The organism is Pedobacter sp. GR22-6 (genome assembly GCF_037402555.1).
Classification (GTDB): domain Bacteria; phylum Bacteroidota; class Bacteroidia; order Sphingobacteriales; family Sphingobacteriaceae; genus Pedobacter.
Genome location: NZ_JBBEUC010000001.1, coordinates 19,650 through 32,735, shown reverse-complemented (window position 1 = coordinate 32,735; position 13,086 = coordinate 19,650). Strand labels below are relative to the sequence as shown.

Annotated in this window: 10 protein-coding genes; 8 read left to right on the top strand and 2 right to left on the bottom strand. The window is 43.8% G+C overall.

Translation table 11 applies throughout. The features are described from left to right. The first annotated feature begins 148 nt into the window (after positions 1–148). The 7 genes from WAE59_RS00115 to WAE59_RS00085 are packed head-to-tail and all read left to right on the top strand — an operon-like array spanning position 149 to position 8,789. Positions 149–736, top strand: a complete 588-nt coding sequence (locus WAE59_RS00115; RefSeq protein WP_337853882.1) for a TetR/AcrR family transcriptional regulator — start codon at positions 149–151, stop codon at positions 734–736. A gap of 22 nt (positions 737–758) precedes the next feature. Next, positions 759–1,931, top strand: coding sequence for an efflux RND transporter periplasmic adaptor subunit (locus WAE59_RS00110; RefSeq protein ID WP_337853881.1), 1,173 nt, complete (start codon positions 759–761; stop codon positions 1,929–1,931). A 2-nt stretch (positions 1,932–1,933) separates the two neighbouring features. Further along, positions 1,934–5,110 (top strand): efflux RND transporter permease subunit, encoded by a 3,177-nt coding sequence (locus WAE59_RS00105; RefSeq protein WP_337853880.1) that lies wholly within the window; start codon positions 1,934–1,936, stop codon positions 5,108–5,110. A 12-nt stretch (positions 5,111–5,122) separates the two neighbouring features. Then, positions 5,123–6,526 (top strand): efflux transporter outer membrane subunit, encoded by a 1,404-nt coding sequence (locus WAE59_RS00100; RefSeq protein WP_337853879.1) that lies wholly within the window; start codon positions 5,123–5,125, stop codon positions 6,524–6,526. Position 6,527: 1 nt separating this feature from the next. Then, complete coding sequence (locus WAE59_RS00095; RefSeq protein WP_337853878.1) at positions 6,528–7,205, top strand: response regulator transcription factor; 678 nt, start codon at positions 6,528–6,530, stop codon at positions 7,203–7,205. 28 nt (positions 7,206–7,233) lie between these two features. After that, positions 7,234–8,547, top strand: coding sequence for a sensor histidine kinase (locus WAE59_RS00090; RefSeq protein WP_337853877.1), 1,314 nt, complete (start codon positions 7,234–7,236; stop codon positions 8,545–8,547). 59 nt (positions 8,548–8,606) lie between these two features. After that, positions 8,607–8,789, top strand: a complete 183-nt coding sequence (locus WAE59_RS00085; RefSeq protein WP_337853876.1) for a hypothetical protein — start codon at positions 8,607–8,609, stop codon at positions 8,787–8,789. Positions 8,790–8,842: 53 nt separating this feature from the next. Here the strand turns inward: WAE59_RS00085 and WAE59_RS00080 are convergent, their stop codons facing one another. Continuing rightward, entirely contained in the window at positions 8,843–9,703 is an 861-nt protein-coding gene (locus tag WAE59_RS00080) for a sigma-70 family RNA polymerase sigma factor (RefSeq protein ID WP_337853875.1), read from the bottom strand. A 196-nt stretch (positions 9,704–9,899) separates the two neighbouring features. Next, positions 9,900–10,919, bottom strand: a complete 1,020-nt coding sequence (locus WAE59_RS00075; RefSeq protein WP_337853874.1) for a LacI family DNA-binding transcriptional regulator — start codon at positions 10,917–10,919, stop codon at positions 9,900–9,902. A 229-nt stretch (positions 10,920–11,148) separates the two neighbouring features. On the opposite strand from WAE59_RS00075, the gene rpsA reads away from it, so the two are divergent. Next, a complete protein-coding gene (gene rpsA, locus WAE59_RS00070; RefSeq protein ID WP_337853873.1) occupies positions 11,149–13,080 on the top strand; it encodes a 30S ribosomal protein S1 in 1,932 nt (643 codons plus the stop codon). Positions 13,081–13,086: the final 6 nt, after the last annotated feature.

Genomic DNA, 13,086 nt, shown 5'->3' with positions numbered 1-13,086 from the left:
TTTTCTTCTGAAAAAACAATGATGCCGCTCAGGTTTTTTGCAAATCTTTAGTTACAAATCCCATTGTCTGCCAAACATTACAATTCGGTGGTTTAAGTATATCTTGTGTTCCATACTTTTGTTTAACATTTTTGTCAAACCAGAAGTAATGACCGTAAGAGATACCGGAACCGAACAATTGATAAAGAATACCGCTAAGCATATGTTCTTTGCTGAAGGAAAACTACACGCTACTACTCAGGAGATTGCAGACGCTGCCGGTGTGAACCGGACACTGGTCAACTATTATTTTCGCTCCAGGGATGCCCTGTTTGATCAGGTGTTTCATGAAGCGCAACGGGAACTCATGACCTTACTGGATGAAGTTTTCGATTCTAAGATGCCCTTCAAGGAAAAAATCAGAAACCTGATCGATGTCTTTATAGAAGAAGCCATGAAATACCCTTATCGCGAAGTATTCATCATTACACAGATGAACCGTAACGATGTCATGGAATTCAAACGTGCGCGTATAGAAAAAGTCAACAGAATATTACAAGAGATACAAACAGAAATGGATAACGGGAGCCTGAAAGCCATGAACCCGAGACATTACATTATCAACCTGTTCTCCATGATGGCCTATCCCCTGGTAACCGCGCCGCTAAACAGTATCCTTTTTAACATGAGCAATGAGGAATATCAAGCCCTTATGCAGGAACGCAAACAAATTATTTTTGAAACCATATTCCCTTAAAAAACGCACAATATCCTTAAATATGAAAACTAAAGTCCAATCGCTCTACTTACTTATCCCCGCCCTGCTGATCATCAGCTCCTGCGGAAATAACGATCAGAAAAAGGCTGGCGCAGGCGCCGCCGACCAGCCCCAGGCCTATCCTGTAGTGGCTGTCACTGCACAATCTACTGATCTTGAAATCGACTACCCCGCTACGCTTGAAGGTATCCAGAATGTAGACATCAGACCAAAAGTAGATGGCTTCATCGAAAGGATCTATGTAGACGAAGGTGCTACTGTCAAGAAAGGCCAATTGTTGTTTTCCATCAATGCACCTCAATACGAACAATTGGTACGGACAGCAAACGCTGCGATCAGCAGTGCTGAAGCAGATGTGAATGGCGCGCAGCTACAGGTCAATAAGACCAAGCCGCTTGTAGAAAAAGACATCATCAGTAAGTATGACCTTGACGCTGCACAGCTGACGCTTCAAAGTAGAAAAGCAGCGCTTGCACAAGCCAGGGCTGAACTGGCTAATGCCAGGGTAAACCTAAGTTACACCAGGATTGAAAGCCCTGTTGACGGTGTGATCGGAAGTATCCCGTACAAGACCGGAAGTCTGGTCAGCGCGACCAGTGTGCAACCTCTGACTACCGTATCCAATATATCTCGTGTATATGCTTATTTTTCCATGAATGAAAAGCAGTTGCTGGACTTTTCCAGAAACTATAAAGGCGCTAATCTAGCTGCACAGTTGAAAAATATCCCTGCTGTATCCCTGGTGTTGTCGGACGGAACTGCCTACGCTGAAAATGGTAAGATTGAGTCGATCAACGGATTGATCAACACCAACACCGGTTCTGCAAGCATGAGGGCTACTTTCAAGAATCCATCACTCCTGTTGAGGAGCGGTGCCAGTGCTTCGGTACGTGTACCACAACCAGTGGAAAATGCAGTGCTGATTCCGCAGAAATCGACCATAGACCTGCAGGGTAAGAAGTTTGTATATGTAGTAGATGCAAAAGGAACGGTAAAAAATACCGAAATCGAGATCATGGAATTGACCAAAGGGAATTTCTATGTGGTGACCAAAGGGCTGAAAGCCGGTGATAAGATCGTATTGGAGGGCTTCCAGAGCCTGAAAGACGGTGCCCAGATCAAACCTGAGGAAAAACCTGCCGATTCTGTATATGCCGAACTTCAAAGTAAATAATTATGTTTAAGAAATTTATAGAACGACCGGTCCTATCGACGGTCATATCCATCATCATCGTGATCCTTGGGGTATTGGGTCTGGTGACACTCCCGGTATCTCAATACCCTGAAATAGCACCACCTACGGTACAGGTTTCCGCTTCTTATCAGGGAGCCAACGCCGACGTGGTAATGAACAGTGTGGTTATCCCGCTCGAAGAGCAGATCAATGGTGTAGAGGACATGACTTATATGACCTCCAGCGCCAGCAATGACGGTACTGCCACCATCACCATTAACTTTAAATTGGGCACTAATGCCGATCTGGCAGCGGTAAATGTTCAGAACCGTGTGGCCAGGGCTTCTAGTCTCTTGCCCGCAGAGGTGACGCGCTCAGGTGTAATCACGGCGAAAAGACAGGCCAGTAATGTGCTGATCTTTGCGATCTATAGTGACAGTGCGTCCTATGATCAGAGCTTTTTGCAAAACTATGCCAACATCAACCTGATCCCCCAGATCAAAAGGATCAATGGTGTAGGTGATGCAAGTGCATTCGGTCTAATGGATTATACCATGCGCATCTGGCTAAAACCAGATGTGATGGCGGCATACGGTATGGTTCCAAATGATGTAAGTGTCGCCCTGGCTGAACAAAATATCGAAGCTGCTCCGGGTCAGTTTGGTGAGCAGGGGCAACAGTCTTTCCAATATACGCTGAAATATTCCGGCCGTTTGAAAAACGAAACAGAGTTTAGCAATATCATCATCAGAACAGCTGAAAACGGACAGGTACTGCGATTGAAAGATGTAGCCCGGATTGAGTTGGGTGCGCAAAGTTATGCCAGTTCTGTTCGTTTCAATGGTAAGGCGGCATTGGGTATTGCCATCAACCAGACGGCAGGATCCAATGCCAAAGAGGTTATTGAAGGCTCGTTAAATGCATTGGAGCTGGCTTCTGCCAATTTCCCTAAAGGCATGCACTTTACCGCATTGGTGAATGTGAATGACTTCCTGGATGCTTCTATTGAAAAGGTGATTCACACGCTCATAGAAGCCTTTATCCTGGTATTTCTCGTGGTGTTCATCTTCCTGCAGGACTTCCGCTCTACCCTGATCCCTGCGATCAGTGTACCGGTGGCGATTTTAGGTACTTTCTTCTTCCTGAGTTTATTTGGTTTTACGATCAACTTACTCACGCTTTTTGCACTCGTGCTCGCGATCGGTATCGTAGTGGATGATGCCATTGTGGTGGTAGAGGCGGTCCACGCCAAACTGGACCATGGCTATAAATCGGCCAAAAAGGCCACTATAGATGCGATGGAAGACATTACCGGTGCGATCATTTCGATCACCCTGGTCATGGCAGCTGTGTTTATACCCGTGAGTTTTATTCAGGGATCTTCCGGTGTATTCTATAAGCAATTTGGTTTGACGCTGGCGATCGCGATCATCCTTTCTGCCATCAACGCGCTGACACTAAGCCCCGCGTTATGTGCCTTGTTGCTGAAGCCTCATGCAGATGACCATGGACACAAGAAAAACTTCATGCAGCGCTTCTATACTGCCTTCAATACATCCTTCGACCTGATGACCAACCGTTACAAACGTTCGGTGAGCTTCCTGGCGAGGAAACAATGGGTCGCTATTGCTGGTATCCTGACCTTTACAGGAATATTGATCTGGACCATGAATACCACCCCTAAAGGTTTTGTACCGAATGAGGATTTAGGTACAATCATGTCAGACATCTCCCTGCCCCCGGGTACTTCACAGGAACGCACGAATGAGGTGATCATTCAGATCGACGAAATCGTGCATTCTATCCCCGAAATCAAGAGTTCACTGAGAGTAGTAGGCCGAAGTATGATCAGTGGTTCCGGAAGTTCATACGGTATGGTCATCTCCAGGCTAATTCCATGGAATGAAAGGAAGCGCGATGTAAAAGCAATCATTGGCGAATTATTTGCCAAAACTGCAAGCATTAAGGGTGCAAAAATCATCTTCTTTGCTCCTCCGACCATACAAGGTTTCGGTACCAGTGGTGGTTTCGAATTCCAGCTGCAGGACAAAACCGGTGGCGACATCAATAAGTTCAACACGATAGGCAATGAGTTCCTGGCTGCGTTGAGCAAGCGTCCTGAGATACAGTATGCTTCGACCTCCTTTAACCCCAATTTCCCTCAATTTCAGGTAGATGTGAATGTAGCCAAAGTGAAACAGGCGGGTCTTTCCGTAAGTGATGTACTTGGTGTACTGCAAGGTTATTATGGAGGTGTTTATGCATCCAACTTTAATAAATTTGGTAAACAATACCGCGTGATGTACCAGGCTGACGCACAGTACAGGGCCAATGAACAAAGCCTCAACAGCATTTACGTACGTAATGCCAACGGAACCATGGCGCCGATCAGCGGTTTTATCACGTTAAAAAGGGTATATGGTCCACAGGCAATTTCCCGTTTTAACCTATATACTTCCATCTCAGTAACAGGTAGTCCGAATGCCGGATACAGTTCCGGTGATGCCCTAAAAGCCGTCCAGGAAGAAGCCGCCATCCATTTGCCGGTAGGCTATGGTTACGAGTTTTCAGGTTTGTCCAGGGAGGAGATGTCCAGCGGAAGTCAGACGATATTTATCTTTTTACTTTGTGTAGTCTTTGTTTACTTCCTGCTGGCAGCGCAATACGAAAGTTATATCCTGCCTTTGGCAGTGTTGATCTCACTGCCGATCGGTTTGGCTGGGGTATTCATTTTCGATAAGATTTTTGCGGTAGATAACAACATCTATACACAGATCACGCTGATCATGCTGGTGGGCTTGCTCGCTAAGAATGCCATCCTGATTGTAGAGTATGCAGTGGAGCGGAGAAGAAAAGGCATGAGCATTGTAGCAGCTGCCATCAGTGGTGCTACAGCTCGTCTGCGCCCGATCCTGATGACCTCGTTTGCCTTCATTTTGGGCTTGTTGCCATTGATGCTTTCTACAGGTGTGGGGGCTGCCGGTAACAAATCTATTGGAACCGGCGCCGTCGGGGGAATGCTGATCGGTACCATTTTTGGTATTTTCGTGATCCCTACCCTCTTCATCATTTTCCAAAGTTTGCAGGAAAGAATCAGCAGCAAATCTCCTTTTGATGAAACTGTGGACATCAAGCAGCAAGCCATCGATTTCCCTGAAGTAGACACCCGCGAACATTAATTAAAAGAACACATGAATTCCAGATTTAATAAATCATACCTCATCATCGGTCTTACGGCATTAAGCCTGACTGCCTGCGTCACTAAAAAATATGAGCGTCCGGCAGTCAACAGCAATGGTCTTTACCGTGACAATACGACAAGTGACAGTACCACCATTGCCGATCTGCCCTGGAAAAACCTGTTTACCGATGCGACCTTACAAAATCTCATTCAGCAGGGGCTGAATGAAAACCTGGACCTGAAGCAGGCCATCGAACGCATTAAAATAGCACAAGCCACACTGCTACAAAGTAAGGGGGCTATGCTACCAAGTCTGGCAGCCGATCTTTCAGTTACGGACGCCAAACAATCGAGGGCAGCCCTGAACTTTCCTGCAGGCATCAATATCAATACCGAAACCCAGACCTACAGGGCTCAGCTGAGCAGTAGCTGGGAGGCTGACATTTGGGGAAGGCTAAGTAGCGCCAAGCGCTCTGCTTATGCCTCATTGTTGCAGACAGATGCCGCTAAGAGAGCAGTGCAGACCCAGCTGATTGCCAACATTGCCAACAGCTATTACAACTTGCTGGCACTGGACAAGCAACTAGCCATCACGGAGCAAACCATCAAGATCAGGCAAAGTGATGTGGAAACCATGAAATCTCTGAAGGAAGGAGCCGTGGTCAACGGTGCGGCTGTAGTACAAAGTGAGGCGAACTTATATGCTGCCCAAGTAACAATCCCTGACCTGAAAAGAACCATCAGGGAAACAGAAAATGCATTGAGTATATTATTGGGTAAAGGTCCCGGCAGTATTGAGAGATCAAGCATTGATCAACAAGTAGCTTATGATCAGCTGCAGACCGGTCTTTCGGCCCAGCTGTTGCAGAACAGACCTGATGTACAAGCTGCAGAATTTGCATTCAGAGCAGCATTTGAGAACAAAAACGTAGCGAAAGCCTCTTTCTATCCGGCACTGACGCTGACGGCCAATGGGGGTCTATCTACGCTTAATCTTCAGGACTTCTTCAACAATTCCATATTTTATAACCTGATTGGCGGACTGACACAGCCAATTTTCAACCGGGGAGTCAATAAGGCGAGATTGAGAACAGCTGAAGCACAGCAACAGCAGGCGTTCTACAGTTTTCAGCAGACATTACTAACTGGCGGACAAGAGGTTTCCAATGCACTGTTTGCTTACCAAACCGCTACAGAAAAAGAAACTACGAGAGCAAAACAGATCGCCTCGCTGACCAAAGCCGTGGATTTCACGAAAGAATTGCTGCGTTACAGTTCAGCTACAAACTATACTGACGTATTGACTTCTGAGCAAAGCTTGCTGACAGCTCAGTTAAACAGCATCAATGACCGCTTGCAAAAATTGCAGGCTGTAGTGAACCTGTACAGGGCATTGGGCGGGGGATGGAAATAAAATGAACATCCTCATTGTTGAAGATGAAAAAACACTGGCATTGGAAATGGCAAAGTTTCTCGGCAGAGAAGGCTACACCATAGAACATGCCTGGAAGAAGGCCTCGGCCTCCGAGAAAATATTTGTCAATGCCTACGATTTTATATTGCTAGATCTGGGGCTGCCCGGGGGTGATGGCTTTGACTTGCTCCATCAGCTCAAAGAAATACCAGGAAGAGAAGATGCGGTCATCATCCTCACGGCCCGTGGGGATGTAGATGACCGCATCAAGGGGCTTGAAGCCGGTGCTGATGATTACCTTGCCAAACCCTTCTCCCTCACGGAATTGCTGGCCCGGATGCATGCGATCATCAGGCGTAAGCATAAATTAGAGCGCAATGAAGTGAATGTGCACAAATTTATACTGGACATCAAGAACCATATGCTCTGCTTCAACGGCGAACGCATTAACCTGACCAACAAGGAATTTGAAATCTTTAATTACCTTGTACTCAACAAGAACAGAGTGATCTCCAGGATTAACCTGACGGAACACGTCTGGGGAGATATCCTGGAGATCAATTCCGATTCCAATTTCGTAGATGTACATGTGAAGAACCTACGCAAGAAACTATCGGTTTATGCTAAAATTGACTGGTTTGAAACCGTAAGAAGTATAGGTTACAGAATCAATTTTTGATCGTTAGCTTTATAAAGCAAAGGATATTATGAAACTTCAGTTTAAACTTGCTTTATACAATACATTGACAAAGGTTGCGATCATTACCCTCCTGGGCTTTTTGATCCTCATTTCTATCAACCACATTTCTGTAAAGCACATGCAACAGCGCTTGCTTCAGAAAAAAACGAAGTTGATAGACCACCTGACCGGCAACGAAATCAATGACCTGCTGACCCATCAGGGGACATTCACAGATTATAACCTGTTAAAAGAAGAATACATCATCCTCAAAGAAGTCGACAACGACAACACGCCGCTTAAGGAACATTTTAAACAAGAAATCCGCAGCATTGAAGGCGCGGAAGAAGCGTATCAGATCCTCACTGCAGATTTTGTTTACAGATACCGAAGGTACCGTCTTGAGCTAGGGGAAACCATGTCTGCAGTATCCCAGTTGGAACATACTATATCCGTTTTTACTTTTTTTATTTTAATAGCAGCGGTGGTCCTTAGCCTTGTTGCAGATATGGCATTTACCCGCTTCCTGCTAGCGCCATTTTATCGCATTATAGACCAGAAGCTAAACAAGGTCAACGACCCTATCAATTTCAACTATGAACCGGTAAAAACCAGTACGCGGGACTTCGAAATTCTGGATCAGAGCATTAGCGCGCTGATGAACAAAATTGCGGGGCTGTTTCGAACTGAAAAAGAGTTCATCGCCAATGTATCACACGAACTGCTTACCCCTATTTCCGTTTTGAGTACACGAATGGAAAACTTGCTGAACGAGGAAAAATTGAGTACGGAGGGAGAAAACAAAGTTTTTGCCAATCTGAAGACGTTGAGCCGGCTGAAATCCATCATCAACAGTCTGCTGCTGATCTCCAAAATAGAGCACAACCAGTATCACAAGCAAGACCAGATCTCCATCCGGGAAACGGTGAACGAGGTATATGAAGAACTGGAACACCGGCTACTGCTGATGGATCTGGATTTAGAAGTTGTCTTGCCGGAGGATTATCGCTTTATCGGGAACCGCTCTTTACTGCATATACTCATCACTAACCTGGTCAGCAATGCCATCAAGTACAATGTAAGATCCGGTTCTGTGAAAATATTTGGCAGCTTGCAAGGAACAACTTTTGAACTGGTCATCTCAGATACAGGTGCGGGCATGGCTCCAGAAGAATTGAAAAGTGCCTTTATCCGTTTTGAGAAACTTCACTCTGAGCGACAGGATAGCCATGGACTGGGACTGGCTATAGCCAGTAGCATTGCAGACTTCCATGGGATCGCATTAAAAATAGCTTCCGAAAAAGGAAAAGGCACTTCTGTTAGTCTCCGGTTTTCTTCATGAAATCTTCATGTTTGGTGTGCAACTTTGACCTAACAAAAAACACTAAATAAGATAAGAACATGAAAAGAACAATTTTAGCGTTGACATTAGTTGCAGCAACTTTTGGCGCATTCGCACAAACTCCAGCTACTACTCAAAAACCAGCTGTGCATAAATCGAAACATGCCAAAGCTGAAGTAAAAAAAGCAGAGCCGGCGACTTCTACGCCAAAACCAGCTGAAAAAAAGAAATCAGGCAAATAATAGGTTCATTAGGTTTGCCGAACCGTCTGTGTGCTAGCAGGCGGTTTTTTTGTTTAATTTCTATAACCTCTCCTATCCTTAAAATACTCACGTAAAAGACGAATGCCCTTATATTTCAGCTGACGTGTACGCTCTTCACCTAATCTCAACAAAGGAGCAATGTCTTCAATTGTCTTTTGCTCGTAACCATCGAGTCCAAAAAAATGCTTTAGGATCAGCTGTATCCGCGGTTCCAATAAGGCTTCCATACACATAACCACATCACTAGTAAAACTATCATCACAAGCAAGGTAGTCTGCCGACAATGCATTTGCATCCACAAGACCATCCAGCAGGCAACTGGTTCCATCTGGGGTATCTGGGGAATCCAGGGAATAGACTTGATGGCCGAAATGATCGGAATCCCGAACTTTAGGCATTGCCAGATCTGCAAATTCCGCGATTTCTTCATCTGTTGGTTCTCGCTCAAACTTTTGTTCTAACACGGCCCTGGCCTTTTTTACTTTCGATATAATTTCCAGCTGACTCCCCGGCAAGCGGATGGGTCGAAGATTTTCTTCTAAGTCGTGATTTAAGAAATGTCTTATCCACCAGACAGCGTAAGATATAAATTTAAATCCCCGCGTTTCATCAAAACGCGTTGCTGCATAAATCAGTCCCATGTTGGCTACATTGATGAGATCGGCGAGTGTCGATTGCTGACACAGGTGTTTCTTGGCTACAGAGACCGCGAAAAGCAGGTTAGCAGTTACCAGCTTGTTGAAAGCGGCAGTATCACCCTCCCGAATACGAATGGCAAGCGCTACTTCTTCAGCCGGTGTTAAACGATCATACTTGCTAATTTCATTTAGATAAATATTTACTGAATCCTCATTACGATTAGTAATGGCAGGGCCAATTCTAATTGGCCTCATAATTTTGAAAAATTTAAATTCTCACAATATCCGTTCATTATATTTTGATTTAATCGCCACAAAATTTCAAAAAGTAATCAGGCAAACGGGAAAAAAAATAAATTAGACGGAATTAGCTTTCCAACGGGTTTTTCAAAAAATTTTATTTTGCTAAAAGACAGGATAAGGCTTATCTGACCAAATATGATGGAGATTATTACACTTTTCCCAATGATGATTTCCGAATGTTAAACTCTGTTGGGAGCACCACCTGATGAAATCCGCTCTCATTATCCGGGGCTTCCAGTCGGCGGAGCAGGATAGACATGATCTCCTCGGCGATTTTCTCAAGAGGCTGCGCAATAGCAGATATGGTGGTTGCTGCAAATTCCAACAATTCAAAATCATCAAACGACACGACGGCTAAATCTCCGGGGATTTGTAAACCCAGGCGTTGAATGGCCCTCAAACCATCCATGGACAGGTAGTTGGCAGCAAAAATAACGGCATCCAACTGAGGATGTCCTTTTAGGTATTCTATGATCTGATCCCTGGAATTGGAGGCATTAGAATAAGGGATTTTAATGACATTTGCCCGAAGTCCACGTGCCTTGACTCCATCTTCATAGCCCTTTAGCCGGTCCAGCATTTGTTGTTCCACCGTATCAATGGTTACAAAGCCGATGTTTTTATAGCCATTATCTGCGAGATGGGCAGCAGCATTAAATGTACTCTCCCTGTTATTAATGATTACATAATCTGTCTTCAGACCCGGGAAATAGCGATCGAATAAGATCACCGGCTTACCGCTGCCGGTAAGCGCCTGAACTTCATCTTCCGTACCCTCTGGCAATGCGATGATATAACCGTCCACATGCCTGTCCTGGAAGATCTGCAGCAGTTCTACCGCTTTTTTCCTATTGTTTCTCGTACTGCTGTAAATAATTTTATATCCTTTTTTAGCTGCTTTTTCATCGATAAAACGTGCTATGCCGGAGAAAAAAGGTTCAGAAATGTCGTCTACAAGAAAACCGATGATGTTTGTTTTCCCAGTGCGGAAACTTCTTGCCAGTGCATCAGGTTTATAATCCAATTCATCTACCAGTTGCAACACCTTTTTTGTCAGCTCTTCACTGATTCTTTTTTCTTTAGCTTTACCATTCACCACAAATGAAACCGTACTGATGGAAATGCCCAATTGTTTGGCAATATCCTTTATAGAAACCTTTTTCTTCATTAAAAACCCTGTTAATGATGCAATATAGCAATTCGATCCAAAAACATGTTCATTTTACGCAATCCATTGCACTAAATCCGGCCCGGAGAAAAAAGATAAAAAAACCAGGACCGTATATTATATATACAATTGGTTCAAAATCAACAACATTTATCAAAAATTTCTTTGCTTCAAAAAAAAGATTTTCTATCTTTGCCGTCCCTAACGGGAAAAAGGAGATTTAATTTTAATGGCTAAAAAACAAGTAGCAGAAAAAGAACTAGAGGCTAAAACAGCCGAATTGCAAGGCGCAGATGCTCGCCTGGCAGAAAAAGAGACGATTGAGTCAGAAGCTGATTCAGTGTCTATCGAACAGATCAAGTCATCATTGGCTACTCCAGATCAGGATTTTGACTGGGATGCAGATGACAAAGCTTTCGGTAACTACAGTGACGCAGACCGTAAAAAGTTTGAAGACATGTATACCGATACTTTCAATCAAATCACTCAAGGTGAGATCATCAGCGGTACTGTTGTTTCTATCAACAACAAAGACGTAGTATTGAACGTAGGATTTAAATCTGACGGTTTGGTATCTACTTCTGAATTCCGTGATACACCTGATTTGAAAGTTGGCGACAAAGTTGACGTTTTCGTGGAAGCTCCGGAAGACGCGAACGGCCAATTAATCTTATCTCGTAAAAGAGCTAAAACTCAGAGATCATGGGAAACCATCAATGAGGCCCTTGACAATGACAGAATCATCAACGGATTTGTTAAAAGCCGTACTAAAGGTGGTCTTATCGTTGACATCATGGGTGTTGAAGCTTTCTTACCTGGTTCTCAAATTGACATTAAACCTATCCGCGATTACGATGTATACGTGGGTAAAACAATGGAATTCAAAGTTGTTAAGATTAACCACGAATTTAAAAACGTAGTGGTATCTCATAAAATCTTGATCGAAGACGACTTGGAAAGCCAAAAAGTTGAGATCGTATCTAAACTTGAAAAAGGTCAGGTGTTGGAAGGTACTGTTAAAAACATCACTGACTTCGGTGTATTCATCGACTTGGGTGGCGTTGACGGACTGTTGCACATCACTGATATTTCTTGGGGCCGCATAGAGCATCCAAAAGAAGTATTGAGCTTAGATGAGAAAATCAATGTGGTTGTTCTTGACTTCGACGACGAGAAAAAACGTATTGCATTAGGCTTGAAACAATTGACTCCTCACCCTTGGGAATCTCTGGATGCTAACTTAGCTGTTGGTTCTAAAGTAAAAGGTAAAATTGTTACTGTAGCTGATTACGGTGCTTTCTTAGAAATCATTCCTGGTGTTGAAGGTCTGATCCACGTTTCAGAAATGAGCTGGTCACAAAACCTACGCAGCCCACAAGAATTCCTGAAAGTTAGCGATGAAATCGAAGCTGAAGTTTTAACTTTAGACAGAGACGAGCGCAAAATGAGCTTAGGTATTAAACAATTGACTCAAGATCCTTGGCAAAATGTTGCTGAAAGATATCCTATCGGAAGCAAACATACTGCAGTAGTTAAAAACATGACTAACTTCGGTGTATTTGTTGAGATCGAAGAAGGTATCGACGGATTGATCCACATCTCTGATCTTTCATGGTCTAAAAAAGTTAACCACCCTAACGAATTCACTAAAGTTGGTGATACATTAGACGTAGTTGTTCTTGAATTAGATGTTGAAAGCCGCAAATTGAGCTTAGGTCACAAACAATTGGAAGAAAACCCTTGGGATACTTTCGAAACTATCTTCACGGTAGATTCAATCCACCAGGGAACTGTTGTTAAAGTAACTGATAAAGGTGCTGTTATTGCTTTACCTTATGGTGTAGAAGGTTTCGTACCAACTAAACACATGGCTAAAGAAGATGGCGGAACCATCAAAGCTGAAGAAACCAATGACTTTAAAATCATTGAGTTTAACAAAGATGCTAAACGTATCGTTGTTTCTCATGCCCGTATCTGGGAAGAGGCTAAAGCTGAAGCTGCTAACGAAGAGCGTAATGCTAAGAAAAAAGAAGCTAAAGCTTCAAGCAGTGCAGTGAAAAAAGTTAAAGATTCAGTTGAAAAATCTACATTAGGTGATTTAGGTGTGCTTGCACAATTGAAACAACAAATGGAAGGTGAAGAAAACAAGGCTAAAAAATAGTCTGTA